This window comes from Actinophytocola sp. (assembly GCF_049647105.1).
Classification (GTDB): domain Bacteria; phylum Actinomycetota; class Actinomycetes; order Mycobacteriales; family Pseudonocardiaceae; genus Actinophytocola.
The window spans coordinates 11,710-37,460 of record NZ_JBARWZ010000151.1 but is presented as its reverse complement, the minus strand read 5'-3'; the positions used below and the strand labels follow the sequence as shown (position 1 = coordinate 37,460).

Below are 25,751 nucleotides of genomic sequence, written 5' to 3'. Positions count from 1 at the left end.
ACCGGCTCTAACCGTCCAGCGTTTCAGCAGTCACGGCGCACCGAAACCCGGTGTCGTCATCGCACATGGACTCGGCCGCGTCGTTGAACGACGACGGTGTGGCCCGCAGAAACGGACTGGTCCAGGCGCCGCCCTTCAGTTCGTGGCGGCCGGGCTTGGTCTGGGTCGAACACCACTCCCAGACGTTGCCACACATGTCGAAGACGCCGTACGGACTGACTCCGCTCTGGTAGCAGTCCACGGCCGTTGTACTGCCCACGCCGTTCTCGCGGACGTTGCACTTGGCGGGCGTGGTCTGGTCGCCCCACGGGTAGACGGTGCCCCTGGTGCCGCGGGCTGCCTTCTCCCACTGTTGGCCGGTGGGCAGCGACTTCCCCGTCCACTCGGCGTACGCGGCAGCGTCAGTCCAGGTGACGAAGACGACGGGATGGTCACCGCGGCCGTCGGCTGGCCGCCCGTTCTCCCAGTCCTGCGGCGCCGTGTGGCCGGTGGCCGCAACGAAGCGCGCGTACTCGTCGTTGGTCACGGGGTGGACATCGATGTAGAAGGCCGGCAGCCATAGGGGCTCGTTGCCTGGTCCCGACAGGAAGACGCTCCCGTCGACCTTCGCCATAGATCGGCCGTCGACCGGGTGACGAACATGGCTACCCCCGATCGGCTCGGCGGCCGCGCCGCCGTCTTCCTCCGGCACGAGCGAGTCACCGGTGAGGAACGAGAAACGTGCCTGTGTGTCGGGATCGCACCGGGCCAGGGCGGTGTCGAGAGCGGCTTGGTTGACCGGCCTCGGGCGGATGTTCTCCTTGCCCGCCTCCCACTTGGAGATCATGCGCTCACTGACGCCCAGGTGGGCCGCAAACTCCCGGATGCTCATTCGCTTGGCTTCGCGGAGTGCCCGTACCTCGATTCCCGACCAGCGCTGAACCGTAGCCACACTTCCCCCTGTCTGGTTCCCCGATGCGACGTGAGCGCTACGACCGGTTGGTCACGAACGTGCCCTTGACCGGCACGGTGATCACCAACCCGCGTTCCCGCAGCTCCCGCGTGGCCCGGCGGGCGGTGCCGAGGCTGACGCCGTACTCGTCGGCCAGGTCCCGTTCCGCAGGTAGGCGGGTGTTGGGCGTCAGCTCCCCAGCCTCGATGCGCGCCGCGAGGTGATCGGCCATGGCTACGTACAGGTAGTCCGGGCCGATCTTCGCCGGGTCGAAGTCGGGGAGCTTGCTCACGGGCGCACTGTATGTAGTCACTGAGTTCTACGGAACGTAAGGACGCGTACTAGCGCTATGCACCGCGTCACAATGCGTCCTATGCTGACCTGCATGAATGCGACATCGGCCTCCGAGAGTCAGGGCCGTCCGTCGCCTGCGAACCGAGCAGAGAAGGCCGAGACCGCGCCCGCAGGCAACCGCCTGCTGGCGACGGCTCGGATGCGAATCGAGTCGCCCTGCACGCCAGGCCACCCCATGACCCGTCAGGATCTGTCGGAGGCGGTCAACAACCACGTGTTTCGGGCGACCGGCACGCCAGGAGCTGTCGATGCTCGGCACGTCGGCCGCTGGGAACGGGGCGTCACCAGGTGGCCAGCGGCAAGGTACCGATCTGCGCTCCGGGCCGTCCTCAACGTCACGACCGACATCGAGCTGGGTTTCAGGAGGCCGTCGCGGGCTACGTTGGATGACGTGAACCGCAAGACGTTCCTGAAGACGACGCTGGGAGTTGGCGCCGGAGTCTTGCTGGCGCCATCAGACGCCAACCTGATCGAGATCCTGTCCGGCCCCACCACGCACTACCGGCAGATGGAGTCAGTCGTCGCCTCGGACCGGCTGTCTCCGGCGGTGGATGCACACCTGAACCTCACCGCAGGGATCGTGCGCGATCGTGTCCGCACGTCAGATGGCTTTCGGACACTGTCCGAGACCGCAGGACTGGCAGCCTGGCTAGCGGCGGACCGTGGCGACAACGCCACGGCCCGACGCCGCTACGTCGAGGCGATCGGGCACGCCAAGCGTGCACACCACCCGCTCCTAGCTGCGTACATGACGGCCAGCCTCGGCCACTTCGCAGTGGAGATCGGTGACAGTCGCCAGGGGTTGACGCTGCTCCAGCGGGCTATGCAGCAGCTCGATGTCAGCGCGCCTGCAACTGCTCGCGCTTGGTTGGCATCCCTGCTCGCTATCGCCTACGCCCACACAGGCGACCGGAAACAGACACTTGCTGCGCTGCGCGACTCGGAGAACCTGGTTGGCCGACAGACTGGCGAACCACAATGGCCGTGGGTGTTCGCGTTCTCGTCCGCCAAGGCCGCCCGGTACCGAGCAAGCGCGCTCGGCCGCCTCGGCGACCTCCGAGCGGCCCGAACTGCCTATGCAACTGCAGGTCCGGCACTGACCGCCGCAAAGCCGCGCGCCCTCGCCCAGGTCGAGCACGCCACGGTACTAGCCAGTACCGGAGACATCGCCGGAGGCTGCGCACTGGCGACCGAAGCCCTTGCGGTTGGCCGCGCCTACGGCAGCGAACGAATCACCAGCCGAGTTCGCCAGTTCCGCGCGAGCATCGCAACGCACACCACAGAAGCCCGCCAACTTGACGACGCCCTGGCCACGCTCTACGAACGGGAAGACGGATGACGCGCCTGGCAACAACAGGGCACCGCGGCCTCTCCGCCGAAACGGCAACACTGGTAGACGCCGCTCTCCGAGAGGAGGTCAGCAAGCGCGCAGAGAACGGCCCATTGGTCGGCCTGAGCTGCATCGCTGACGGAGCAGATGCCCTGTTCGCCAGAGCCATACTCGACCACGGAGGAACGCTCCACGTCATCGTTCCCGCTCACCGGTACCGCGACGGCCTCCCCCAGGAGCACCACGCCACCTACGACGCGCTAATCGCCGAAGCCGCTGACACCATCCGCCTTGACCACATCGAGTCCGATTCGAAGGCGCACATGGACGCCAGCCTGCGAATGCTCACAGATGCAGACGAACTGCTCGCCGTCTGGGACGGCCAGCCAGCACGCGGCTACGGCGGAACGGCCGACGTGGTGGACGCGGCCCGCAACCAGGGCATACCGGTCACAGTGGTGTGGCCACGGGGAGCTACACGGGATTAGGGCGATCTATTGACGAAGTCGCCTGCCGATGACGCGACACAAGGACCAGCCTGACCAGATCCGCGAACCTACGGTTTCATGATCATGTCCGTCGATCACCTGTCGTTATTTGCCGACTTACCGTCCCACCTGTGCGATTCGCAAGTGTGAATGGTCGACGTGTGGCGTCCGCCATGATCAGTTGTGGTCGTTTTCTGAGGGTAAACTCGGGGAATGATCTTGATTGGCTATAGTCAATCAGAACGGCGGGGTATCCGAAGTTTTACTAGGTGCAATGCGTTCCACGGTGTAACCACGGCCTGTAGGTCTATCGCTTCCGGCGCCGTACTTGGTGACTACCGTGAACAGCACATCCAGCTGTAGGTCCCGCTGAGCACCCAACCGGGCTGCCTCGTTCGCAAGCCGTTCGGGAACATGCGCGCGGAAGCGCGATCCGACTGCGGGGCGAAACTTGATGGTGCTCGTAGACCACTCCCAGCCGTCGATCGCGCCACTCATCGACGCCTTCGTGATCTCTTCAGTAGCCATCGCTGCGGCGTCAGTCAGCCGACGAGCTGCACGCTGAGTTAGACGCAGGGGAGTCGTTCCGCGACCAGGATCCACCCAAGTGCCATCGACGTCGTACTCGCCGTCAATGGCAGCCTTCGCGAAGGAGCGGATCGCCCTGCGGGCAGTGGGCGCCAGGTCCTGCACAGCGGCAAGCATCTCGGCACCAGTGATGTCTTCAGTTGTCTGTGCCACGATCATGAGGTTCGCGAGCCGACGAAGGCCGGCCACTTCGTTCGTGACCAGAGCTTGACTGGAGAGGCTACCCGGCGGCGGGACGCTCACTCGTGGCATGAAAGTTAGCCTCACGCTTCCTGGACCTGGGATCACCTGGAGCCCGGGTGCAAGCCGCCGAAAGCCTCCTAGGCTTTTGGTTACCTCTTGCACAGCGCGCGATGCTGCTCCGATGAACCTCGCTAAGTGAGTTGCGTCGGTGCCATGTCCTCGTACAGAGTCACCATCGAGATGCAGGTCGAGTTCGGGGACGCCACCGTAGGCCGCAGTAGCCAGCTCCTCCCGACGACGCCTTAAAGCGTGCAACCCTGGGTAGTCGGATGGAACTGAGAGTAGGAACTCATCAAACCTGACTAGATCCTCGTCTGCGTTGACCAGCCGTCCTGGCTCGGAGACTCGTCGCGTGAAAAGCACAGGTGGTAGTGGTTCTGCCATGGCTACCACCTCACCTCTACGAAGCCCTTGCAGTCTGCGTACCGGGTGAAGTCCGGTACCTCCTCAGTATGCGCATCTGACTCAACCTTGACACGTGACCAGCAAGAAGACCAGTACTCAAGTTCTCCGTAGCTGCTGGCATGGAGTCCGTGATCTTTGGGAAACCACCGAGCGTAGTGGAAGTCTGTTAGATGCTGCGTCGCCGTCCCACCGGGTTCGTATCGTTGCTCTTCGTAGTGGCGTATCCGCTTCATGACCTCGTCATGGGGGATCAGCCCCGACTGCCACATCTGCGCGACCTGCGGCCCATTCAGGATCACTACAAGATCGATATCTGAAGGACTCTGTTTGCTGGTGACGAAAGATCCGTTCACCCAAGCCGCAGCAACAGGAACGGAGTCAGCAATCATCGCCTCAAGGCGACTGCGCGCCAGGTAGAGCATGGTCTTCCGCTCAGCCGTGTCGCCGAAGGTCGCCTCGAGCTCCTCCCAAGTAGCACGGTGAGGCGATTTTGCGAACGGGAGCACGCGCAGCGTGGAGTCGAACTGCGATATGACCATCTCAGGCAACACGATCGACTCCTCTCGCTCTCACGAAGAGATCGAGCTGCAGTCACCTTCCGTTACCCAGGTTGATGAACATTTTCAGACACAACATCCAAGGGGCTTCCTGCCTTCCCGTCGACCTGGCGTAGCCCGATCGTGCCGGGTCAAGGGGGCACCTACCTCGTGGCTGGCACCCTGGGCTGGGTCTGCCCCCTTGACGCGGTGCGATAGCCCTTGTGGAGGTCGACGGGAAGGCAGGACGTTCCCCCGACGAACCGCAGCCGAACCGCAGTCCCCGCCATCCTGGAGACCTGCCCGTCCGGCGAGGACATCTCTTCTCTCTGTTCAGCGCGGGCCTACTGCTCCTGGCCCGCCTCCGGCCTACCGGCGCGCGCTGGGACCGGCGCCAGCCGCACGCCCAGCGCGCAGTGCCGGTTCGGCCATGAGCACAGCGGGCCAGCGGGCGCCGAAGGCGCCCGCCTTGAAACAGTGGAGAAAGTCTGAACACAAACCTCCCGCCTCCGACTGTATTGCTGGTAGCCCTTCCCGCCGCCTGACCAACTGCCTGACGATCATGGCGAATCGGCACAGATCTGGCCGGACGTCCACGGACGCCGGAAGGGTGACTGACGTGGCGTTTCCACACGTCAAACGCTGTTTGCTTGCCTTCGGGACGAAGGGGTCGCAGGTTCAAATCCTGTCACCCCGACGGTGGAAAACAGCAGCTCAGGGCCGGTTCCCTCTTTGGGGAGTCCGGCCCTGAGTGATTTCCAGGACACCGCCGGGGAGAATCTGGGGAGATCAACCGCTGGCCGGGGTGGCCCATACATAGACGTTGTCGCTGTAGGACTGCAGGTTCTCGTCGTACTCGCCGCCGCAGGTGACCAGGACCAGGCGGCGTGGACCGGGCGTTCCCGCCAGGGCGGCGGGGTCCACGCCGTCGGTCTTGGCGGTGGTGGTGATCGCGGTGACGACCCACGACGTGGCTCTGCCGGTCGCGTCGACGGTGGTGACAGCCGAACCCACCTGGACGAATGCCAGGTCGTGGAACGCGCCGTTGCCCTGGCCGACGTAGTTGACGTGACCCACCAGTGTCGTGGTGCCGGTGGTGGCGTCGAGGGGCGCCCCACCGGTCCAGATGCCGACCGTGTGGACGTCGCGCGGTGGGCTGATCCGATCGTCTTCCACTGTCGCCGCGATGATCGGCACGTCGTGCTGGTTGATCGCGGAAACGGTCACCGTCGACGGTGTGCCTCTGGTGATCGCGGGTGCCTGCACCGAGCGCACCGTGCTGATGGTGCTGTTCGGAAGTGGGGCGGACAGGGGGATGTCGGGCGGTGGGGCGCGCAGGGCGAGGACGCCCGCGACCGCGGCACTGCCAAACAGCACCGCGGCCGACAGAGTCAGCAGGCGGGTGAGGCGGTCCGGCCGGGCGCGGGCTTCTTGATGGATCACCGGATCAGTTGTTGCCGCCACCACCGTTGCCGCCGCCGCCGTTGCCGCCGCCGCCGTTGTTGCCGCCGCCACCACCGCCGGTGGTTGTGAGGGGCGGGGTCGTGGTGGTGGTGACGTCCGTCGTCGGGGTGGCCGGGGGCGTGCCGGGGTCGGGCGTCGTAGCGGTGGGCGCCCAGGTGGTGGTGACGGGGTTCGCCGGTGTGACCGGGCAGGGGGCGCTGGCGGCCGCCTGAGGAGGGGCGACGATCGCGACGGCACCGAACGTCAACAGGCCCAGCGCCACGACCATGGCCGCCGTGCCCGCGGCACGCCTGCCGCGCACGCGGGCCAGGATGGCCACCGCGACGGCGGCCACGAGGAGGGCCACCGCGACGATTGCCATGGACAGACCCGTGCTGGTGACGGGGCCGCCACCCCCGTCGATGATGCAGGGATCGAGTTCGTTCATTGCGGAATCCTCTTCTTCCTGTCGCAGCTTCAGTCCGAAATGGACAGTAACGGAGCGGCATCGGAGGAAGTGGGATCCCTACGGGTGAAAAGTGCACTCGACCGAGTGGACTGGCTCGATTCTTGACAGGAATGCGGTCGCACGACGCGGTCTGCTCTCAGTGCGCTTCTGTGCTTTGGATTCCCGCATTCAGGTTGAAGTGACTAGCCCTTTCGGGTGGAGAGAGTATCCGTTCGTAACGGACGGGGGTTGGGTCGCGACGGGGTGCAGTGGTGTCGGTTGAGGATTGGATGGGGTATGCGTAAAGGGCTGGTAGGGGTTCTTGTTCTGCTCGCTGGGCTTGTGGTACCGGGGGTTGCTACTGCCGCGCCTCCTGACCCCAGTGCGGCTGTCACGGGTACTTCCGAAGTGGCCCCTGGGGGCACCTTCACGGTTTCCGTCGAGTTGTTCAATCCTCAGGCGTTCACCGTCACCGGGGCTGCCGCCCAGTTGCGGCTCGCCGAAGCGCCGATCACGTCGGTGTTCGAGCTGGTCTCATGTACTGGCGGGACGTGTTTCGAGAACTCGCCCACCAGTTACCGCGGTGGTGTCGGTGACATCGCCTCCGGCGGTCAGGCCACCGTGGTTTTCACTTTCCGGGCTCGCGAGTCCGCCCCGCTGGCGGCTTACACATTCGAGCACCAGCACGTCGGGAGCAACTTCTCATTCGCGCCCGGGTCCGGGCCCGTTGTTTCCGTCGTCGTGTCGCCCCAGATCGCCGATCTCGCGGTTTCACTTGACGCGTCACCCCGCGGCCTGCTGGCTTCGCGGATTACCTACACCGTTTCCGTGACCAACCACGGGCCTTCCGCCGCTTCCTCGGTCCGCATTTCCGGGGTTTACGCGGCCGGGTTCGCCTGGAGTAGCGGGTCAGGGTGTGTCAAGGACGGGAACCGGGGCGTCGTGTGCGACTTCGCGTCCATTCCGTCCGGCGGGACCGTGTCCGCGACGTATTCCGTTTATGCCGGGTTGCTGACGCTGGGGTCCTTCTCCTCGACCGTCACCCGGGTTTCCTCCACACCTTCCGATCCCGACGGTGAAAACGACAGTGCTCGCCGGTACTGCACGGCCGTGACAGGGCTGCTCGTGTTGTGCTGACGGATCGATCCACGACCAGGCCCCGGCCGCGAACACGCGGGCGGGGCCTGGTCGTTTCTCCGCTCTAGTCGTCGTCGAGCTTGCCCCGCTTCTTCGCCTCCGCCACCAGGCGGCGGACGTTCTCCACCCGGCCGCAGTTCGCGTCGATCTGGCGGTTGCGCTCGGTCAGGAACTCACGGCCCAGGTCCGCGCGCACCACCGGACCCACCTCGTCGCGGGCCGGGTTGAGGATGGTCAGCTCCTCCTCGGCCAAGTGGTGGTTGATGGTGCCCGACAGCTCCTCGACGGCGTCGTCGAAGGCCTTCGTGTCGGTTCCCTTGAGTTCCAGCACCTTCAGCAGCGCCTCATGGCCCTCGGCGTGCTCCTCCTCGCCGTGCTCGGCCTCCTCCTCGCCGACCGCGCGGCGCTTGCGGAGCTTCGGATAGACGAACTTCTCCTCGGCCTCGGCATGGGCCACGAGCACGGTGGCCAGCGCGCCTCGCACCTCGTCGCGGTCCGCGCTGGTGTCGCGCAGTGCGCGCAGCAACTCCTCGAACAGGCGGTGGTCGGCCAGAATCAGGTCAATGACATCGCCTGCCACCGGGCGGTGCAGGTCCACGACGTATCCCATGCACGGGGATACCCCGCGAGGACCCTGCGCTAACTCGCCTGCCGCGAAATCGGGCCAGTCGGCACCCGCGGGCCGGTTGTCCCTTCGCAACAAGGGTTTTCTCGATACCGGCGGTCAGGTGCGTGCCACCAGCGGACACGCTGTGCGAAGTCGCCGCGGTTTGGCAGGATCAGGGGGTGAGCAACCACCCGGCCGCCGAGGTCCCAGACCGACTGTTCGCCGACGACGACGCCGAGGCCCGCTGGCGCGCACGGTTCACCGCGGCCCGCGTGTCCCTGCCCGGCTGGGCCCGCGACGCGCCGGACCGCAACATCTACGTCTCCAACGCGAGCGGCGTGTTCGAGATCTACGCGTGGGACCGTGCGACCGACACGCACCGGAAGGTCACCGACCGGCCCAACGGCACCCACAACGGCACCATCACCCCGGACGGCGAGCACATCTGGTGGTTCGCCGACTCCGACGGCAACGAGTTCGGCAGCTGGGTGTCCGAGCCGTTCGCGGGCAGGCCCGCCAACGAAAAGCCCGTGGCCGCGATGCCCGGCACCGCGGCCGGCTACCCCGCGGGCCTGGCCGTCGGCCGCACTGTCACGGCGGTCGGCGTGTCCGACGACGACGGCACCGCCGTGTTCGTCTCGAAAAACGGCGCGGCCGCGCGGGTCGTGTACCGGAACGAGAACGACGGCGGCGTGACCGCGCTGTCCCGCGACGAGACGCTGCTCGCCATCGAGCACTCCGAGCACGGCGACAGCCGGCATACCGCGCTGCGGGTCCTCGCGGTGGCCGACGGCGCGACGGTCGCCGAGAAGTGGGACGGCGAGGGCAAGGGGCTCGAAGCGATCGGGTTCAGCCCGGTCGGTGGCGACCAGCGCCTGCTGGTCCGGCATGAGCGGCGGGGCCGCGACGAGCTGCTGATCTGGGACGTCTCCGAGGACACCGAGGTCGAGCTGGCCATCGACCTGCCAGGCGAGCTGACCGCCGACTGGTACCCCGACGGCCGCGCGATCGTCGTCGTGCACACGTACGAGGCCCGCAACACGGTCCACCGCTACGACCTCGCCGCCGGCAGGCTGACCAAGCTCGCCACCCAGGTGGGCACGATCGGGTCGGTGGACGTGCGGCCCGACCACACGGTCGAGTACTCGTGGTCCAACGCGGCCCGGCCCGGGGTCGTTCGAGCGCTGTACACCGACGGCACAGAGCGGGTGCTGCTGGCGCCGCCTGGGCACCGGGCGCCCGAGTCGGTCGAGTTGATGGACGTGTTCGTGCCGAGCGAGGACGGCGAGGTGCACGCGCTGTACGCGCGGCCGGCCGACGCGCAGGACGGGCCGCTGCCGACGGTGTTCTCGCTGCACGGCGGCCCGCACTCGCACGACGAGGACCGGTTCTCGGCGTACCGGGCGGTGTGGCTGGACGCCGGGTTCGCGATCGTGCACGTCAACTACCGCGGCTCGTCCGGGTACGGCTCGAAGTGGCGGGACGCCATCGAGGGCAGGCCGGGGCTCACCGAGCTGGCTGACGTGGCCGCGGTGCACGAGTGGGCGGTGGCGAAGGAGCTGGCGGATCCGGCGAAGTGCGTGGTCAACGGCGCCTCGTGGGGTGGTTACCTGTCGCTGCTGGCGATGGGGACGCAGCCGCGACTGTGGGCCGCGGGGGTCGCGGGGGTGCCGGTGGCGGACTACCTCGCCGCATACGAGGACGAGATGGAGCCGCTGCGGGCGTTCGACCGGGCGCTGTTCGGCGGCTCACCCGACGACGTGCGGGACCGCTACGTCGAGTGCTCGCCGATCACGTACGTGGACAGCGTGGCCGCGCCGGTGCTGGTGGTGGCCGGGGAGAACGACCCGCGCTGCCCGATCCGCCAGATCGAGAACTATCTCGAGCGGCTGGCGGAGCGGAACAGCCCGTACGAGGTGTACCGGTACGACGCGGGTCACGGATCGCTGGTGGTCGCCGAGACGATCAAGCAGACCGCGATCGAGGTCGACTTCGTCCGCCGCCACCTGGGCAGCTAGGCGGTCTGGGCCTGCCACATCCAGTGCTGCTTCTCGATCTCGGCGGCGATCTCGATCAGCAGGTCCTGGGTGACCAGGTCGGTCTTGTCGGTCTCGTCGATGCGCTTGCGCAGCCGCTTGATGAACTCGCCGAGGATCTCGACGATCGCGGCGACGGTGGCCTCCGTGTTCTGCCAGTTGGCGGGGTAGTCCGGGATGCCGGAGGACTCGACGACGGCCTTGGCCTTGCCGTTCGGGGAGATGCCGATGGCGTTGGCGCGCTCGGCCACCTCGTCGACGTACTGCCGGGACGCCGACACCAGCTCGTCGAGCTGGAGGTGGGCGCTGCGGAAGTTCTGGCCGACGACGTTCCAGTGGGCCTGCTTGGCGATCAGGGACAGGTCGATCAGGTCGACGAGTGTCGCCTGGAGGACCGCGCCGGTGGCCTCGCGTTCGGCGTCGCCCAGCGGGCTGGTTATGGGTGACTTGGTCATCTCATACCTCCTCGGTACACCTGGGGAAAACGGTGGTGTACCCGGAGGGATTCCTGGTCACACGCGTGCGGTGGCGAACTCCACTACCTGTCGCCCGATCGTGCGAAGCGACATGGCGACCTGCTCGTCCGAGCAGCTCCCGTCCGGCCCGAACACGACATCCGCGGAGTTCACGGCCGCGCCGAGCGGGGTCGGCCAGCCGCGCAGCGCGTGCACGATCGAGCGCAGTGCCGTGAGCGTGGTGACGGACGCCTGCCAGCCCCGTGCGGCCGCGACACAGCCGACCGCCCTGCCGTCGAGGTACGGGCGCACGTCGTCGCGCAGGTCCTCCACGTAGTCGAGGGCGTTCTTGACCAGACCGGAGATCGTGCCGTGGTAGCCGGGCGAGACGAGGACGACGCCGTCGGCGTTGCGGAGCTCCTCGACCAGCCGGTAGGCGGCCGGGCCGCGTTCCGGCTCCGCCGGGTCGTAGAACGGCAGGACCAGATCGGTCCCGGTGACGACGGTCGTCTTGGCGCCCGCCTTCTCCGCCCCGTCGAGCGCGATGCGCAAAGCACGCTCGGACTGCGAGTCCGTGCGCAACGACCCACCGATGCCCACCACGCTGACAGTCACCGTTCTCCCTTCGCCACCCCGATCATCCTCCCTTTTGGCGACACTTCACTCCACTCCTAGTAGTTCCACCAGCGGTCTGGCCATGGACAAGCACCCGTGGTAGTGGACTTTCCGTACATCGGGTGACCAGCGACACGTTCATTGGTTAGCCTCCATCCGTACCCGCCCGGGAGGCGTTATGTCGAGAGTGATGGACAGGGTCCCGCTGCCCGTTCAAGGTGCCGCCCTGCACGCCGTGTACGCGCTGCCCCGGCCGTTGCGCAGGCTGATCGCCGGGCCCCCGATCCGGCGGGACGGGCTGGAGCTGGCGCTCGACGCGCAGCTGCTGCTGCGCATGCTGGCGCTCACCGACACCAACCTCGGGGGTGGGACGCCTGCCGACGCGCGTGCGCAGCTCGAGCTGCGACGCGACCTGGTCGGGCCCGGCGTCACCGGCGTGCGGACCCGCGACCTGGACATCCCGTCGGAGGCGGGCGACCCGGTGCCCGCCCGGCTGTACGAACCGGTCAGCCTCGCGCCGGGATCACCGCTGCTCGTGTACTTCCACGGCGGCGGCTGGGTCATCGGCAGCATCGAGACGCATGACTCGACCTGCCGCTACCTGGCCAGGAACGCCCAGGTCCGGGTGCTGTCGGTCGGGTACCGGCTGGCACCGGAGCACCATTTCCCGGCCGCCGCACAGGACGCGCTCACCGCGTTCCGGTTCGCCGCGCACAACGCGGAGGCGCTCGGCGCGGACTCGTCGGCGATCGCGATCGGCGGCGACAGCGCAGGCGCGAACCTGGCCGCGTCCGTGTGCCTCCAGACGGTGCAGACCATGGCCAAGGGACCGCGGCCGGTCTTCCAGCTGCTCTTCTACCCCGCCACCGACGGCACCACCCGGCGCCGGTCCCGGGACCTGTTCGCCGACGGCTTCTTCCTCACCGACGACGACATGACGTGGTTCCTCGACCACTACTGCCCGGACGTCGACATGCGTGCGGACCCGAGGCTGTCCCCGCTGCTCGCGGGCGACCTGCGCGGGCTGCCGCCCGCCTACGTGGCGACCGCCGGGTTCGACCCGCTGCGCGACGAGGGCAACGCGTTCGCCGACCGGCTGCGGGAGGCGGGGGTGCCGGTGGTGAAACGGCAGCACGACGACCTCATTCACGGGTTCGTCAGCTTCGTGAACCTCGGCATGCGTTTTCGGGAAGCCGTCTCCGAAGCGGCGGGCGCGCTTCGGACGGGTCTCGCGCTGCGGTCCCGCGCGAACGTCGTCGACCTGTTCCGGCCGACCGCCTGACAGAACTGCCGGACCGGTCAGGCCGGGGAGGGACCGAACGCCGCCGCGACCTTGTCGCCGAGCGCCTCGTCGACGCTGCGCCAGTACTCGACCACACGCGCCAGCACCGGGTTCGACACCCCGTTCTTCACGTGCCCGATGATGTTGCCCACCAGCCGCTCCCGCTGGTCGTCGTCCATGACCTCGCGGACCAGCGTGCCCGGCTGCCCGAAGTCGTCGTCCTCGGCGTGCGGGCGGTACGCGGCGCGCAGGACCTCGCCGGTCGCGCCGTACGCGGACGCGGTCTCGCCCGCCAGCGCGGGGTCGGCGTGCGGGCCGCCGTGGCTGTTCGGCGCGTACACCGGGTCGCCGGGGTTGGTGTAGCGCATGGCGCCGTCCTTGGCGTAGCTGTTCTTCTCGGTCCTCGCGGCGTTCACGGGCAGCTCCGCGTAGTTGGTGCCGATGCGGTAGCGGTGCGCGTCCGGGTAGGAGAACAGCCTGCCGAGCAGCATCTTGTCCGGTGAAGGGCCGATGCCCGGCACCAGGTTCGACGGCTCGAACGACGCCTGCTCGATCTCCGCGAAGTAGCTCTCCGGGTTGCGGTCGAGCACCCAGCGACCGACCTTGATCAGCGGGTGGTCCGCGTGCGGCCACACCTTGGTCAGGTCGAACGGGTTGAACCGGTAGCCCGCGGCGTCGTCGTGCGGCATGACCTGCACGTACAGCGTCCAGGACGGGTGGTCGCCGCGCTTGATCGCGGTGTGCAGGTCCCGGACGTGGAAGTCGGCGTCCTCACCCGCGATGCGGTCCGCGTCGGCCTGCGTGAGGTAGCCGGTGCCCTGGTCGGTCCTGAAGTGGTACTTGATCCAGAACTTCTCGCCGCCCGCGTTCTGCCACAGGTACGTGTGCGGCCCGTAGCCGTTCATCTCCCGCCACGACGACGGGATGCCGCGATCGCCCATCAGCCACGTGACCTGGTGGGCGGACTCCGGCCGCAGCGTCCAGAAGTCCCACTGCATGTCGTGGTCGCGCAGGTTGTTGTCCGCGCGGCGTTTCTGGGAGCGGATGAAGTCGGGGAACTTGATCGGGTCGCGGATGAAGAACACCGGCGTGTTGTTGCCGACGAGGTCGTAGTTGCCCTGCTGCGTGTAGAACTTCACCGCGAAGCCGCGGGGGTCGCGCCAGGTGTCCGGTGAGCCGTGCTCCCCCGCGACGGTCGAGAAGCGCACGAGGCTCTCGGTGCGGGTGCCCGGCTGGAAGACCGCGGCCTTCGTGAACTGGCTGACGTCCTCTGTCACCTCGAGGAAGCCGAACGCGCCACCGCCCTTCGCGTGGACCACCCGCTCCGGCACGCGCTCACGGTTGAACTGCGCGTTCTTCTCGATCAGGTAGTGGTCCTGTAACAGGATCGGCCCGTCTTCGCCCAGTGTCAGCGAGTCGTTGTCACTGGGGACCGGGATGCCCACGTTGTTCGTGGTCGGACGGGTCACGGCTGTCCCTCCTGTTCTGCCGCGCAGCCGGGGCACCGCCCCCAGAAGACGACCTCCGCCGCGTCGATCGTGAACCCGGCGGACGTCGACGGTTCGAGGCACGGCGCGGCGCCGACCACGCGGTCGACGTCCTCGGTGCGCCCGCAGTCCCGGCAGACGAGGTGGTGGTGGTCGTCGTCGACGCGGGCCTCGAACCTGGCGGAGGACCCCGCGGGTTCGATGCGCCGCAGCAGACCGGTCTGGGTGCACGCGTTCAGCACGTCGTAGATAGCCTGCGTGGACACAGAACCGAGCCGTGCACGCACCCCCTCGGCCACCTGGTCGGCGGTTGCGTGCGGGTGTTCTGCCAGCCAGTCGAGCGTGGCGACGCGCGGCGCGGTGACCCGCAGGCCCACGGCCCTCAGCTGTTCTGCCCGGTGGTCGCTCATGCCTCCACGACACCACCTTTTCTGGAATGAGTCAAGAATAGGCGCGGCACTGTCGGTCGGTCGGCCGTAAATTGGTTGCCGATCGACGATCGCGAGAGGTCACATCAAATCATGCAGTTGTACCGCCGAACGCTTGCCCTGCCCGGGGTCCGGACCCTCCTGGTCCTCGCGTTCTTCGCCCGTATCCCGGCTACCGCGGCCGGCATGGTCCTGACCTTGCACGTCGCGGTGACGATGGACCGCGGCTACGGCGCGGCAGGCGTCGTCGGTGCGGTGGCGACCATCGGCATCGCGCTCGGGGCGCCGGTGCTGGGGCGCGTCGTCGACCGGTACGGGCTGCGGCCGATGCTCGTGGTCACCACGATCGGCGAGACCACGTTCTGGGTGCTCGCGCGATTCATGCCGTACCCGGTGCTGCTCGTGTGCGGCTTCGTCGGCGGCTTGCTCGTGCTGCCCGCCATGTCCATCGGGCGGCAGGCCATCGCCGCGATCGTGCCCGACGACCTGCGGCGGACCGCGTACTCGATGGACACGGTGTCGACCGAGCTGTCGTTCATGGTCGGGCCCGCGGCGGCGGTGCTCGTCTCCACGCAGTTCTCCACGCAGACCGCGACGCTCGCGATGGCGGCGGGCATCGTGGTCGTCGGGTCCGCGTTGTACGTAGTGAACCCCGCGGTGCGCAGCGAGGCGGAGAAGGCATCAGCGGAGAAGGTGCCGCGCCGGGTATGGCTGTCGCCGCGACTGGTGGGTGTCCTGCTCGTCGGCGCGGGCGCCGTGTTCATCCTCGCGGGCTCCGAGGTCGCGATCGTCGCGCAGATGCAGCACAACGAGGACCTTTCGTGGACCGGCCTCATCGTGATCGCGTGGTCGGCCGCGTCCGCCGTGGGCGGGCTCGTCTACGGGGCGCTCACGCGGTCGTTCCGGCAGGTGACGCTGATGGCGTGGCTGGGGCTGCTGACGGTCCCGATCGGACTCGCGGGCGGCGCGTGGTGGTCGCTCATGCTGGTGCTGGTGCCCGCGGCGTTCCTCTGTGCGCCGACGATCGCCGCCACCGGCGAGGAGGTGGCCCGGCTCGCACCGCCCGCCGCACGCGGAGTGGCGATGGGGCTGCAGTCGTCGGCGTTCACGCTCGGGTCGGCGGCGGGCGCACCGCTGGTCGGGTTCGTCGTGGACCACGCGTCACCCGGCTGGGGCTTCGCCACCGCAGGCATCGGCGGCGTCCTTGTCGCCGGACTGGCATGGGTACTGGCGGCACGGCAACGCGAACAGGTACCGGCCACCACCTGAACCCGCGGGTTGTCAGTCGATGGTCCGGCGTAGTCGTACGTAGGTGGTGCCGTGGAAGCCGGGGTGGGTGTGGCCGTCCCGGCGCCAGCCGTGGCTTTCGTAGAAGTCGCGGGTGGTTTCGTCGGTGGCCGGGAGTTCCAGCACGCCGACGGTGACGCCGCGCGAGCGCCATGCGGCAACGCACGCGTCGTGCAGGCGGGTGCCGATGCCATGGCGCCGGTGGTCCTGGTGCACCTCGATGCGGTACAGCTCGCCGACCCACGGGCCGAAGATGCCCCGCGGCGGGCCGATCATGGCGGTGCCGACGACCTCGCCGCCGATCTCCGCGTACCAGACGTCGCGGTTGAAACGGCCGCCAAGATCGCCGAAGTGGGCACGCCGCAGCTCGTCATGGCCGTCCGGGGCGTGCCTGATCATCATGTCCGCCGCTCCGCGCTGCTCACCACCGTGTTCCTGCCCGCCATCCTCGCTCGGTACATCGAGGATCCCCCACCGGGTTGGGCGACGCGACCAACAGCCTTCAGTTCCGGGGAGGCGGGACGGCCAGGGCTTCCGCGATCTCGTACGTGTTGAGCGCGGCGCCCTTGCGGAGGTTGTCGCCGCACACGAAGAAGTCGAGGGTGTTCGGGAAGTCCAGCGCCTGCCGGATGCGGCCCACGTACGTCGGGTCGCCGCCGACCACGTCGGCCGGGGTCGGGAAGACGCCGTTCTCCGGGTCGTCCTGGAGGACGATCGACGGCTGCGCCTCGAACACCTCGCGGGCGGCGGCGACGGTCACCGCCGAGGCGAACGTCGCGTGGACCGCCAGCGAGTGCGTGGTCACCACGGGGACGCGCACGCAGGTCGCGGACACCTTCAGGTCCGGGATGCCGAGGATCTTCCTCGACTCGTTGCGGACCTTCAGCTCCTCGGAGTACCAGCCGTCGCCCTTGTAGGACCCGGCCGACGGGACCACGTTGAGCGCGAGCGGCGCAGGGAACGGCGAGTCGGAAAGGGGCAGCCCGGCGGCCTCCAGTGCCTCGCGCACATCACCCGCCCGCACACCGACGCCCTTGCCGACCACCGCGGCCAGCTCCGCGTACAGCCGCTCCACGCCGGCGACACCGGCGCCGGACACGGCCTGGTAGGACGCGACCACCAGCTCTTTCAACTCGAACGACCGGTGCAGTGCGCCAAGCGCGGCCATCATCGACAGCGTCGTGCAGTTCGGGTTCGCGATGATCCCGCGTGGCCGGTCGCCGATCCTGTCGAGGTTGCACTCCGGCACCACGAGCGGCACGTCGTCGTCCATGCGGAACGCGCCCGAGTTGTCGACCACCACGGCACCCCGCGCGGCGGCGATCGGCGCCCACTCGGCGGAGATCTCGTCCGGCACGTCGAACATCGCGATGTCGACGCCGTCGAACGCCTCCGGCGACAGCGCGACGACGGTCTTCTCCTCGCCGCGCACGGTCAGCCTGCGGCCAGCCGACCGCTGCGACGCGATCAGCCGGACCTCGCCGAACGGAAACGCCGGCCGTTCGTTCATGATGTCGATCATCACGGTGCCGACCGCGCCGGTGGCGCCGACGAGTGCGAGCACGGGCGCCATCAGCGACCACTCCCCGCGTACACCTGGGCGACCTCGTCCCCGCCGAGCCCGAAGGCGGTGTGGATGGCCTGCACGGCATCGTCGAGCTGCGTGTCGCGGATCAGCACCGAGATGCGGATCTCCGAGGTGTTGATGATCTCGATGTTCACGCCCGCGTTCGCGAGCGCCTCACAGAAACTGGCCGTGACACCGGGGTGCGAGCGCATGCCCGCGCCGACCAGCGACACCTTGCCGACGTGGTCGTCGTAGAGCACCGCGGTGAAGCCCAGCTCGGCCTTGATCTTCTCCAGCGACGCGACCGCGGTCGGGCCGTTGTCCTTGGACAGCGTGAACGTGATGTCGGTGCGGCCGGAGACCGTGCTCGACACGTTCTGCAGCACCATGTCGATGTCGATCTCGGCGTCCGCGACCACCCGGAAGATCCTGGCGGCGACACCCGCCTGGTCCGGCACGCCGGTCACGGTGACCTTCGCCTCGGAGCGGTCGTGTGCGACGCCGGTGATCATGGCCTGTTCCACGGGAATGTCCTCCACTGAGCCGGTGACGATGGTGCCCGGCTTGTTGGTGTACGACGAGCGGACGTGGATGGGGACGCCGTAGCGGCGGGCGTACTCCACGCAGCGCAGCATCAGGACCTTCGCCCCGGACGCCGCCATCTCCAGCATCTCCTCGTACGGGACCCGGTCGAGCTTGCGCGCGTTCGGCACGATCCTCGGGTCCGCGGTGTAGACGCCGTCCACGTCGGTGTAGATCTCGCACACGTCGGCGTTCAACGCGGCGGCCAGCGCGACGGCGGTGGTGTCCGAGCCGCCCCGGCCGAGGGTGGTGATGTCCTTGGTGTCCTGGCTGACGCCCTGGAAGCCGGCGACGAGGCAGATGAAGCCGTCGTCGAGCGACTGCTGCACGCGGCCGGGCGTGACGTCGATGATGCGGGCGCGGCCGTGCGTCGAGTCGGTGATCACCCCGGCCTGCGAGCCGGAGAACGACACGGCCTCCGCACCTAGCGCGCTGATGGCCATCGCGACCAGCGAGTTCGAGATGCGCTCACCCGCGGTGAGCAGCATGTCCATCTCGCGCTCCGGCGGGACCGGGTTCACCCGCTGCGCGAGGTCCAGCAGCTCGTCGGTGGTGTCCCCCATCGCGGAACACACGACCACCACGTCGTTGCCGGCCTTGCGGGTCGCGACGATCCGCTCGGCCACCCGCTTGATCCGGTCCGCGTTCTCGAGCGATGAGCCCCCGTACTTCTGGACCACGAGCGCCACTGTCGGCTACCTCCCGTCCGGCCACCCCGTGCAGGCTCCGAGTGGCGCTGTGTCTGATGCTCGCTCCGCAAGCTCCGCTCGAAGAGTCAACGTCGAGCCTAACCGAGTTGGCCAACTGGTTCCGTCGCGCGTGTGGCGCCCGCCACGTGCGAGAACACTCGTCCTACCCTGTAGCGGACAGCCAGCCGAGACGGGCGGGAAGGATCGGGGTGCCGGCGACGGACGTGACGCGCACCGAGGCGGACGAGACCTCCGTCCCGGACGGCGTACCGGTGGAGTCCAGCGATCGCGAGCACGCATGGACCGTCAGAAGAGCGGTCGCTCTCCTGGCCCCCGCGTTGATCTTCCTCGGCATCCGTGAGCTGGGCCTTCTTGTGCTCACGTGGATGGCGAGCCGCAACCACCACTCCGTGTCCGACGCGCTGCGGTCGTGGGACGGGCAGTGGTTCCTCGCGATCGCGGACGGCGGCTACGCCGGGGTGCCCGACGGGCTGGTCGACGCGTACGGGCAGCGCGGCGCCGAGACCCCGCTCGCCTTCTTCCCCGGCTACCCGGTGATCGTGCGGTGGTTCGCCGCGATCGACGGGCCGGGCGGCATCGGCCTCGTCACCTCGGCACTGACCGTGACGATTGTCTCGGGCGTCGTGTGCTCCTACGCACTCGCGCGGCTCGGGAAGCACATCCGCGGCGGCTCGCGCCGGACCGGGCTGATCCTGGTGGCGCTGTTCGCGGCGTCGCCGATGTCGGTCGTGCTGGCCATGGCGTACTCGGAGGCGGTGTTCTGCGCGCTCGCCGCGTGGGCGCTGGTCGGGGTGCTGGAGAAGCGGTGGCTGCTCGCCGGGGTGTGCTGCGCGCTGGCCGGGCTGGTCCGGTCGACCGGCGCGGCGCTGGTCCTGGTGGTCGGGCTCGCCACGCTGCTCGTGGTGATCAGGAATCCTCGGTCGTGGCGGGCGTGGGTGGGCGGCGTGGTCGCGCCGCTCGGGCTGATCGGGTACCTCGCGTGGGTCGGGATGCGGACCGGCGAGTGGAACGGCTGGTTCGCGCTGCAGGAACGCGGGTGGGGCACCGGCTTCGACGGCGGTGCCGCGACGCTGCGGTTCTCGCTGGACGCGCTGGCCGACGCCCGGTCCGTGCTGGAGGTCACCACCGTCGGGCTGATCGTGGTGGCGCTGATCCTGCTGGTGATCATGATCGTGCGGAAGGTCGAGTGGCCGCTGGTCGTGTACTCGGCCGCCGTGCTGGCGATGGACCTGACCTCGAACGGGCTGATGAACTCGAAGGCGCGGCTGATGGTGCCTGCCTTCACGCTGCTGATCCCGGTGGCACTGGCGCTGGCGAAACGACGCGTGTCGACGTTCGTGGTGGCGTTGTGCGCGCTGGCGGTGGTCAGTTCGTGGTTCGGGGCATACGCACTGACGTCGTGGGGTTACGCGATCTGATGACTGACAGAGACGCCGAGACGAGTGTGCCCATCCACCCGCTGCTGGCCGGCCGGTGGAGCCCGCGTGCGCTGGACCCGGACGGTGTGGTGACCGCCGAGCAGCTGCGTGCGGTGCTCGAGGCCGCGCGGTGGGCGCCGTCGAACGGCAACACCCAGCCCGCGCGGTACCTGGTGGGGCGGCGCGGGGACGAGACGTACGCGCGGATCTTCGACCTGCTGTCCGGGCGCAACCAGGGCTGGGCGCATCCGGCGGCGGCGCTGATCCTGGCGTGCGCGGTGACCGTCAACGAGAAGGGCCCGATCCCGATGTCCGAGTACGGGGTCGGGCTGGCCACCGGGAACCTGGCGCTGCAGGCCGTGGCCGAGGGGCTGGTCGCGCACCAGATGGGCGGGTTCGCCAAGGAGGGCGCGAAGCTCGTGTTCTCGCTGCCGGCCGACGTCGAGCCGCAGACGGTGATCGCACTCGGCACCCTCGGCGACCCGGCCCTGCTGGACGAGGAGCGACGCGCGAAGGAGATCGCGCCTCGGCGGCGGCTGGCACTGGACGAGATCGCGTTCACGGGCGAGTGGGGAACCCCCGCCTTCTGAACCCGCGTGCCCAACGCGGTGTCACGCGCCGTAGACCGGGATCTCCGGTGGTGACTTGGCGATCAGTTCCGTCACCGCCGCGCCGACCTTCTCGACCGGCCACCGGCTTCCTCTGTCCACTGTGGCCACTCGCTGGTGCCCGGCCACCACGGTGATCTTCCCGGCCTCCACCTCGAACACCCGGCCGGTCACCCCGGCCGACTCCGCGCTGCCCAGCCACACCACCAGCGGCGCGACCTCCCCCGGCCCCGGCAGGTCGGGGAACAGGTCCTCCGTCATCCGCGTGCGCGCGGACGGGGCGATCGCGTTCACCGTCACGCCGTACCGCGCCAGTTCCGCCGCCGCGACCAGCGTCAACCCGAGGATGCCCGCCTTCGCCGCCGAGTAGTTCGCCTGGCCGACGCTGCCGAACAGACCAGCGCCCGAGCTGGTGTTGATCACCCGTGCGGACACCCGCTCGCCCGCCTTCGACCGCGCACGCCAGTGTTCCGCCGCGTGCCGCATGGTCAGGAAGTGGGCCTTGAGGTGCACGCGCACCACGTCGTCCCACTCCTGCTCGCTCGTCGACACCAGCATGCGGTCCGCCACGATGCCCGCGTTGTTCACCAGCACGTCGAGCCTGCCGTGCCGCGACACGGCCAGGTCCACCAACGACCTCGCACCGTCCCATGTGGACACGTCGGCGTCGTGGTCGCCGCCGTCGACGTCGTTCACGACGACGTGCGCGCCCTGGCGCCGGAACTCCTCCGCGTGCGCCTGCCCGATGCCCCGCGCCGCGCCGGTGATGGCCACCACCCGTCCCTCGCAGATCACGACGGGTCCGCGTTCGAGGCCGCCAGGAACGCGGGCCGTTCACCGCCGCCGTGCACGGTGATCGTGCTGCCGCTGACATAGGCCGCCGAGGGGGAGGCCAGCCACAGGCACGCCTGCGCCACGTCCGATGGCACCGCCATGCGCCCCATCGGGATCGTCGCGCCCACCGCCGCGACCCCGGCCGCGTCGCCGTAGTGCAGGTGCGACCGCTCGGTGTCGACCGGCCCGACCACGACGGTGTTGACCCGCACCTTGGGCGCCCACTCGACGGCGAGCGACGTCGCGAGGTTCGCGAGCCCCGCCTTCGCCGCGCCGTACGCGGCGGTGCCCGGCGAGGGCCGGGTGCCGCTCACACTGCCGATCATCACGATCACGCCACCCGTTTCCTGTTGCTGCATCACGGTGTTCGCGCGCTGCGACACGTGCAGTGGCGCGATCAGGTTCAGCTCGATGATCTTGGCGTGCAGGCGAGGGGACGCCGAGGCGGCCTCGACCGGCGGCGCACCACCCGCGTTGTTGACCACCACGTCGAGCGACCCGTACCGGCTGACCACCGAGGACACCAGACCGTCCACTTGGGACAGATCACGCACGTCCGCCTGCACGAACTCGGCAGGCCCGAGGTCGGTCGTCGGCTCGTGCCTGCCGCACGTCACCACGTTGGCGCCCGCGTCGAGGAACCCGCGCACGATCCCCAGCCCGACGCCGCGTGCGCCGCCGGTCACCAGCACGGTCGTCACAGGCGCTCCAGGATCGTCACGTTCGCCTGCCCGCCGCCCTCGCACATGGTCTGCAACCCGTACCGGCCACCCGTGCGTTCCAGGTTGGCGAGCAGCGTGGTCATCAGCCGTGCGCCGGTCGCGCCGAGCGGGTGGCCGAGCGCGATCGCGCCACCGGCCTGGTTCACCCGCGCCGGGTCGGCGCCGGTCTCCTTCAGCCAGGCCAGGACCACGCTCGCGAACGCCTCGTTGATCTCCACCAGGTCGATGTCGGCGATGGACAGTCCGGCACGGCGCAGCGCGTGGCCGGTCGCGGCGATCGGCGCGTCGAGCATCACCACCGGATCGCCGCCGCGGGCTGACAGGTGGTGCACGCGGGCCCTCGGCGTGAGCCCGTGCTCGGCGAGCGCACGCGCCGAGACGACCAGCAACGCGGCCGCGCCGTCGGAGATCTGGCTGGCCAGCGCCGCGGTCAGCCGACCGTCGGGCACCAGGGTCCTGAGCCCCGCCATCTTCGCGGGCGACGTGTCGCGGCGCGGGCACTCGTCCGCGTCGACGCCGTCCACGGGCGCGATCTCGCCCGCGAACCAGCCGCCGTCGATGGCGGTCACCGCGCGGGCATGGCTGCGCAGCGCGTACTCCTCCATGTCACCGCGCGAGATGTCCCACTTCTCGGCGATCAGCTCGGCGCCCCGGAACTGGGAGATCTCCTGGTCGCCGTAGCGCGCGAGCCAGCCGCGCGAGGTCGAGAACGGGTCGGGGAAGCCGTGCTCGCGGCCCGCGTACATGGCCGCCGAGATCGGGATCGCGCTCATGTTCTGCACGCCACCGGCCACGACGACGTCCGCGGTGCCGCTCATCACCGCCTGCGCGGCGAAGTGCACGGCCTGCTGCGACGACCCGCACTGCCGGTCCACGGTCACCCCCGGCACCTCCTCGGGCAGTCCTGCCGCGAGCCAGCACGTCCGCGCCACGTCACCCGCCTGCGGCCCGATCGTGTCGACGCAGCCGAAGACCACGTCGTCGACGGCACCGGGGTCGAGCGGGGTTCTGTCGAAGAGCGCGCGCAGCACGTGCGCGCCGAGGTCGGCCGGATGAACACCAGCGAGTCCGCCGCCGCGCCGGCCGACCGGCGTGCGGACCGCGTCGACGATGTACGCGTCTGCCACGGTGCTAGGCTACCAAGCTAGCGCTTGGGTGGAGTGGAGAAAATGGTGGAGACGCGCGGCAAGCCATCGGCACGGCGTGCCGACCTGGTGCGGATCGCGGCGGAGCTGTTCGCGGAACGCGGCTACCGGGCCACGACGGTCCGGCACATCGGCGATGCCGCCGGCGTGCTGTCCGGCAGCCTGTACCACCACTTCGACTCCAAGGAGACGATCCTCGACGAGCTGCTGTCGAGCTACCTCGACGAGCTGCTCGCGACGTACCGGGAGATCGCGGGCGCCGAGCCGGTCACCGCGCTGCGCGGGCTGGTCACCGAGGCGTTCCGGTCGCTCGGCGAGCACCGCGCGGCGATCACCGTGCTGCAGAACGAACGCAACTACCTGCGCACGCTCCCCCGCTTCGGCTACCTGTCCAAGGCCGACGACGAGGTCCGGCGCATCTGGACCACCGTGCTGCGCGACGGCATCGAGGCGGGCCGCTTCCGCGACGACCTCGACCCGGCGATCACCTACCGGTTCCTGCGCGACTCGGTGTGGGTGGCGGTGCGCTGGTTCCGCCAGGACGGCAGGCTTTCGCCGGACGAGCTGGCCGACCAGTACCTGAAGATGACCCTGGACGGCATCACGGCCTGAGCAGGCGTTTGAGCACCTTGCCGGAAGCGTTGCGTGGCAGCGCATCGGTGAACTCGACCTGTTTCGGCACCTTGTAGTTGGCGAGCAGGCTCCCGCAGTGCGCGATGACGTCGTCAGTGGACAGTCCACCGGCGACGACGAACGCCTTGCCAACCTCGCCGAGCCGCTCGTCCGGCACGCCGACGACCGCGGACTCCCTGACGCCGGGCAGCCGGGCGAGCGCCTGCTCGACCTCCGCGGGATACACGTTGAAGCCGCCGCTGATGTACATGTCCTTGAGACGGTCGGTGATCGTCAGGTAGCCGCGGTCGTCGACACGGCCGATATCGCCGGTGTGCAGCCAGCCGTCGGCGTCGATCGCCTTGTCGGTCGCCGTTGGATCGTCGAGGTAGCCGAGCATGACGTTGGGGCCACGCAACAGGATCTCGTCCTGGTCGCCGATTCGCAGCTCGAACCCGGCAGTCGGCCGCCCGCAGGTGTTGGCGACGGTCACGGCGTCGTCGCCCGGCGAGCACATGGTCGCGACGACCGCCTCGGTCAGGCCGTAGGCGGTGAGGACCGTGCCGACCTCGTGCTGCATGCGTTCCACGAGCGGCACCGGCACGACGGCGGCGCCGGTGACGGCGAGACGCAGGGACGACAGGTCGGCGCCGGGCAGGTCGAGCAGGGTCTGGTGGATCGTCGGTGAGCCGGGAAGGACGGTGATCCGTTCGTCCATGATGAGACGCGCGGCATGGGTGACGTCGAAGGCCGCCTGCGGGACGATCGTGGCGCCGGTGAGGAGGCAGACGAGGATGCCCGCCTTGTAGCCGAAGCTGTGGAAGAACGGGTTGATCACGAGGTAGCGGTCGTCCTCGGTGACGCAACCGAGTTCGGCCCACGCCCGCGCGACGCCCAGAGCCTGGCGGTGCGCGCTCATGGCGCCCTTGCTGCGGCCGGTGGTGCCGGAGGTGAAGAGGATGTCGCTGACGTCGTCGGGGCTGACGTCGACATCGGGCGCCCGGTGGTCGAGCGGCCGCCACGGCTGGTCCGGCTCGACGGTCATGACGAAGTCCGGGATCGGGTGGCCGTCGTCACGGAGTTCACGAAGCCGGTCGCGGCCGAGGAAGTTACCTGCGACGACCAGGGCTTTCGCGCCCGTGCGGGCGAGGATCTCGGCGGTCTCGGCGGCCGTGAAGCGGGTGTTGACGGGGACCAGGGTGGCACCGGCGGTGAACGCGCCGAGCGCGGCGAGGACCCAGTGGTGGGTGTTGGGAGCACAGATGGCGACCCGGTCACCGGGCCGGACGCCGTTGGCGGCGAACAGTCCCGCGGTGGCGCGGACCTGTTCGTGCAGCTCGTGCCACGTCATCCGCACCGGGCCGTCGACCATGGCCTCCGCGCGCCCGAACCGACGAGCCGCCTCGGCAACGACGGCCGGAATCGTGTCCACGACATAACTAGAACACGTTCT

27 protein-coding genes are annotated in these 25,751 nt (G+C 69.0%); 9 read left to right on the top strand and 18 right to left on the bottom strand.

Features of this window, described 5'->3' with window-relative positions; translation table 11 throughout:
* Positions 1-7 precede the first annotated feature (7 nt).
* Together WBA97_RS18925 and WBA97_RS18920 are read right to left on the bottom strand one after the other, a co-directional pair.
* The gene (locus WBA97_RS18925) at positions 8-931 is read right to left on the bottom strand and encodes an SUMF1/EgtB/PvdO family nonheme iron enzyme (RefSeq protein WP_424232175.1); all 924 of its coding nucleotides are present in this window, start codon (positions 929-931) and stop codon (positions 8-10) included.
* A 37-nt stretch (positions 932-968) separates the two neighbouring features.
* Positions 969-1,163 (bottom strand): winged helix-turn-helix domain-containing protein, encoded by a 195-nt coding sequence (locus WBA97_RS18920; protein WP_424232219.1) that lies wholly within the window; start codon positions 1,161-1,163, stop codon positions 969-971.
* A gap of 513 nt (positions 1,164-1,676) precedes the next feature.
* Here WBA97_RS18920 and WBA97_RS18915 point away from each other — a divergent pair.
* Positions 1,677-2,624 carry a hypothetical protein gene (locus tag WBA97_RS18915; RefSeq protein WP_424232174.1) on the top strand — a complete coding sequence of 316 codons (948 nt, stop codon included), beginning with the start codon at positions 1,677-1,679 and terminating at the stop codon, positions 2,622-2,624.
* A complete protein-coding gene (locus tag WBA97_RS18910) occupies positions 2,621-3,103 on the top strand; it encodes a hypothetical protein (protein ID WP_424232173.1) in 483 nt (160 codons plus the stop codon). The genes WBA97_RS18915 and WBA97_RS18910 overlap by 4 nt, the downstream gene beginning before the upstream one ends.
* Positions 3,104-3,340: 237 nt before the next feature.
* Here the strand turns inward: WBA97_RS18910 and WBA97_RS18905 are convergent, their stop codons facing one another.
* The 4 genes from WBA97_RS18905 to WBA97_RS18890 all read right to left on the bottom strand — a co-directional run bounded on the left by WBA97_RS18905 (position 3,341) and on the right by WBA97_RS18890 (position 6,766).
* Positions 3,341-3,934 (bottom strand): hypothetical protein, encoded by a 594-nt coding sequence (locus tag WBA97_RS18905; protein WP_424232172.1) that lies wholly within the window; start codon positions 3,932-3,934, stop codon positions 3,341-3,343.
* A 386-nt stretch (positions 3,935-4,320) separates the two neighbouring features.
* On the bottom strand, positions 4,321-4,890 hold the full coding sequence (locus tag WBA97_RS18900; RefSeq protein ID WP_424232171.1) for a DUF6932 family protein: 570 nt from the start codon (positions 4,888-4,890) through the stop codon (positions 4,321-4,323).
* A gap of 774 nt (positions 4,891-5,664) precedes the next feature.
* A complete protein-coding gene (locus tag WBA97_RS18895) occupies positions 5,665-6,318 on the bottom strand; it encodes a class F sortase (RefSeq protein WP_424232170.1) in 654 nt (217 codons plus the stop codon).
* Positions 6,319-6,322: 4 nt separating this feature from the next.
* Positions 6,323-6,766: a hypothetical protein gene (locus WBA97_RS18890; RefSeq protein WP_424232169.1), complete on the bottom strand. Its 444-nt coding sequence runs from the start codon at positions 6,764-6,766 to the stop codon at positions 6,323-6,325.
* A gap of 297 nt (positions 6,767-7,063) precedes the next feature.
* On the opposite strand from WBA97_RS18890, the gene WBA97_RS18885 reads away from it, so the two are divergent.
* Positions 7,064-7,903, top strand: a complete 840-nt coding sequence (locus tag WBA97_RS18885; RefSeq protein ID WP_424232168.1) for a hypothetical protein — start codon at positions 7,064-7,066, stop codon at positions 7,901-7,903.
* A 64-nt stretch (positions 7,904-7,967) separates the two neighbouring features.
* Here the strand turns inward: WBA97_RS18885 and WBA97_RS18880 are convergent, their stop codons facing one another.
* Complete coding sequence (locus WBA97_RS18880; protein ID WP_424232167.1) at positions 7,968-8,513, bottom strand: hemerythrin domain-containing protein; 546 nt, start codon at positions 8,511-8,513, stop codon at positions 7,968-7,970.
* A gap of 176 nt (positions 8,514-8,689) precedes the next feature.
* Between WBA97_RS18880 and WBA97_RS18875 the strand changes: the two genes are divergently transcribed.
* Positions 8,690-10,528 carry a prolyl oligopeptidase family serine peptidase gene (locus WBA97_RS18875; protein ID WP_424232166.1) on the top strand — a complete coding sequence of 613 codons (1,839 nt, stop codon included), beginning with the start codon at positions 8,690-8,692 and terminating at the stop codon, positions 10,526-10,528.
* On the opposite strand, the gene WBA97_RS18870 is transcribed toward WBA97_RS18875, so the two are convergent.
* Positions 10,525-11,001 carry a Dps family protein gene (locus WBA97_RS18870; RefSeq protein WP_424232165.1) on the bottom strand — a complete coding sequence of 159 codons (477 nt, stop codon included), beginning with the start codon at positions 10,999-11,001 and terminating at the stop codon, positions 10,525-10,527. The two genes, WBA97_RS18875 and WBA97_RS18870, sit on opposite strands and share 4 nt — an antisense overlap.
* 57 nt (positions 11,002-11,058) lie before the next feature.
* Positions 11,059-11,616: an NADPH-dependent FMN reductase gene (locus WBA97_RS18865; RefSeq protein ID WP_424232164.1), complete on the bottom strand. Its 558-nt coding sequence runs from the start codon at positions 11,614-11,616 to the stop codon at positions 11,059-11,061.
* A gap of 178 nt (positions 11,617-11,794) precedes the next feature.
* Here WBA97_RS18865 and WBA97_RS18860 point away from each other — a divergent pair, with 178 nt between their 5' ends.
* Positions 11,795-12,898, top strand: a complete 1,104-nt coding sequence (locus WBA97_RS18860) for an alpha/beta hydrolase (RefSeq protein WP_424232163.1) — start codon at positions 11,795-11,797, stop codon at positions 12,896-12,898.
* 17 nt (positions 12,899-12,915) lie between these two features.
* Here WBA97_RS18860 and WBA97_RS18855 read toward each other — a convergent pair whose 3' ends face one another.
* Together WBA97_RS18855 and WBA97_RS18850 are read right to left on the bottom strand one after the other, a co-directional pair.
* A complete protein-coding gene (locus WBA97_RS18855) occupies positions 12,916-14,367 on the bottom strand; it encodes a catalase (RefSeq protein WP_424232162.1) in 1,452 nt (483 codons plus the stop codon).
* Positions 14,364-14,795 carry a Fur family transcriptional regulator gene (locus tag WBA97_RS18850; protein WP_424232161.1) on the bottom strand — a complete coding sequence of 144 codons (432 nt, stop codon included), beginning with the start codon at positions 14,793-14,795 and terminating at the stop codon, positions 14,364-14,366. The genes WBA97_RS18855 and WBA97_RS18850 overlap by 4 nt, the downstream gene beginning before the upstream one ends.
* Before the next feature lie 111 nt (positions 14,796-14,906).
* On the opposite strand from WBA97_RS18850, the gene WBA97_RS18845 reads away from it, so the two are divergent.
* A complete protein-coding gene (locus WBA97_RS18845; protein ID WP_424232160.1) occupies positions 14,907-16,082 on the top strand; it encodes an MFS transporter in 1,176 nt (391 codons plus the stop codon).
* A 12-nt stretch (positions 16,083-16,094) separates the two neighbouring features.
* Here WBA97_RS18845 and WBA97_RS18840 read toward each other — a convergent pair whose 3' ends face one another.
* The 3 genes from WBA97_RS18840 to WBA97_RS18830 form a co-directional block, all read right to left on the bottom strand.
* A complete protein-coding gene (locus WBA97_RS18840; RefSeq protein ID WP_424232159.1) occupies positions 16,095-16,502 on the bottom strand; it encodes a GNAT family N-acetyltransferase in 408 nt (135 codons plus the stop codon).
* A 100-nt stretch (positions 16,503-16,602) separates the two neighbouring features.
* Positions 16,603-17,673 (bottom strand): aspartate-semialdehyde dehydrogenase, encoded by a 1,071-nt coding sequence (locus WBA97_RS18835; RefSeq protein ID WP_424232158.1) that lies wholly within the window; start codon positions 17,671-17,673, stop codon positions 16,603-16,605.
* Complete coding sequence (locus tag WBA97_RS18830) at positions 17,673-18,938, bottom strand: aspartate kinase (RefSeq protein WP_424232157.1); 1,266 nt, start codon at positions 18,936-18,938, stop codon at positions 17,673-17,675. The genes WBA97_RS18835 and WBA97_RS18830 overlap by 1 nt, the downstream gene beginning before the upstream one ends.
* A gap of 209 nt (positions 18,939-19,147) precedes the next feature.
* Here WBA97_RS18830 and WBA97_RS18825 point away from each other — a divergent pair, with 209 nt between their 5' ends.
* Both WBA97_RS18825 and WBA97_RS18820 read left to right on the top strand, forming a co-directional pair.
* On the top strand, positions 19,148-20,377 hold the full coding sequence (locus WBA97_RS18825; RefSeq protein WP_424232156.1) for a hypothetical protein: 1,230 nt from the start codon (positions 19,148-19,150) through the stop codon (positions 20,375-20,377).
* A complete protein-coding gene (locus tag WBA97_RS18820) occupies positions 20,377-20,967 on the top strand; it encodes a nitroreductase family protein (RefSeq protein WP_424232155.1) in 591 nt (196 codons plus the stop codon). The genes WBA97_RS18825 and WBA97_RS18820 overlap by 1 nt, the downstream gene beginning before the upstream one ends.
* Positions 20,968-20,988: 21 nt before the next feature.
* Here WBA97_RS18820 and WBA97_RS18815 read toward each other — a convergent pair whose 3' ends face one another.
* From WBA97_RS18815 to WBA97_RS18805, 3 genes are read right to left on the bottom strand one after another with little or no spacing between them, the layout of a single operon-like run.
* Positions 20,989-21,777, bottom strand: a complete 789-nt coding sequence (locus WBA97_RS18815) for an SDR family NAD(P)-dependent oxidoreductase (RefSeq protein WP_424232218.1) — start codon at positions 21,775-21,777, stop codon at positions 20,989-20,991.
* On the bottom strand, positions 21,777-22,520 hold the full coding sequence (locus tag WBA97_RS18810) for an SDR family oxidoreductase (protein ID WP_424232154.1): 744 nt from the start codon (positions 22,518-22,520) through the stop codon (positions 21,777-21,779). Before WBA97_RS18810 ends, WBA97_RS18815 begins: the two co-directional genes overlap by 1 nt.
* Positions 22,517-23,668 carry an acetyl-CoA C-acetyltransferase gene (locus WBA97_RS18805; protein WP_424232153.1) on the bottom strand — a complete coding sequence of 384 codons (1,152 nt, stop codon included), beginning with the start codon at positions 23,666-23,668 and terminating at the stop codon, positions 22,517-22,519. The genes WBA97_RS18810 and WBA97_RS18805 overlap by 4 nt, the downstream gene beginning before the upstream one ends.
* 42 nt (positions 23,669-23,710) lie before the next feature.
* On the opposite strand from WBA97_RS18805, the gene WBA97_RS18800 reads away from it, so the two are divergent.
* Positions 23,711-24,298 carry a TetR/AcrR family transcriptional regulator gene (locus WBA97_RS18800; RefSeq protein ID WP_424232152.1) on the top strand — a complete coding sequence of 196 codons (588 nt, stop codon included), beginning with the start codon at positions 23,711-23,713 and terminating at the stop codon, positions 24,296-24,298.
* On the opposite strand, the gene WBA97_RS18795 is transcribed toward WBA97_RS18800, so the two are convergent.
* Positions 24,288-25,730: a FadD3 family acyl-CoA ligase gene (locus WBA97_RS18795; protein ID WP_424232151.1), complete on the bottom strand. Its 1,443-nt coding sequence runs from the start codon at positions 25,728-25,730 to the stop codon at positions 24,288-24,290. The two genes, WBA97_RS18800 and WBA97_RS18795, sit on opposite strands and share 11 nt — an antisense overlap.
* Positions 25,731-25,751: the final 21 nt, after the last annotated feature.

Bases quoted from the DNA above. Each gene is read 5' to 3' on its own strand.
- WBA97_RS18920 (WP_424232219.1), bottom strand. From the start codon at position 1,163: ATGGCCGATCACCTCGCGGCGCGCATCGAGGCTGGGGAGCTGACGCCC.
- WBA97_RS18910 (WP_424232173.1), top strand. From the start codon at position 2,621: ATGACGCGCCTGGCAACAACAGGGCACCGCGGCCTCTCCGCCGAAACG.
- WBA97_RS18890 (WP_424232169.1), bottom strand. From the start codon at position 6,766: ATGAACGAACTCGATCCCTGCATCATCGACGGGGGTGGCGGCCCCGTC.
- WBA97_RS18885 (WP_424232168.1), top strand. From the start codon at position 7,064: ATGCGTAAAGGGCTGGTAGGGGTTCTTGTTCTGCTCGCTGGGCTTGTG.
- WBA97_RS18880 (WP_424232167.1), bottom strand. From the start codon at position 8,513: ATGGGATACGTCGTGGACCTGCACCGCCCGGTGGCAGGCGATGTCATT.
- WBA97_RS18870 (WP_424232165.1), bottom strand. From the start codon at position 11,001: ATGACCAAGTCACCCATAACCAGCCCGCTGGGCGACGCCGAACGCGAG.
- WBA97_RS18860 (WP_424232163.1), top strand. From the start codon at position 11,795: ATGTCGAGAGTGATGGACAGGGTCCCGCTGCCCGTTCAAGGTGCCGCC.
- WBA97_RS18850 (WP_424232161.1), bottom strand. From the start codon at position 14,795: ATGAGCGACCACCGGGCAGAACAGCTGAGGGCCGTGGGCCTGCGGGTC.
- WBA97_RS18845 (WP_424232160.1), top strand. From the start codon at position 14,907: ATGCAGTTGTACCGCCGAACGCTTGCCCTGCCCGGGGTCCGGACCCTC.
- WBA97_RS18840 (WP_424232159.1), bottom strand. From the start codon at position 16,502: ATGATGATCAGGCACGCCCCGGACGGCCATGACGAGCTGCGGCGTGCC.
- WBA97_RS18835 (WP_424232158.1), bottom strand. From the start codon at position 17,673: ATGGCGCCCGTGCTCGCACTCGTCGGCGCCACCGGCGCGGTCGGCACC.
- WBA97_RS18820 (WP_424232155.1), top strand. From the start codon at position 20,377: ATGACTGACAGAGACGCCGAGACGAGTGTGCCCATCCACCCGCTGCTG.
- WBA97_RS18800 (WP_424232152.1), top strand. From the start codon at position 23,711: ATGGTGGAGACGCGCGGCAAGCCATCGGCACGGCGTGCCGACCTGGTG.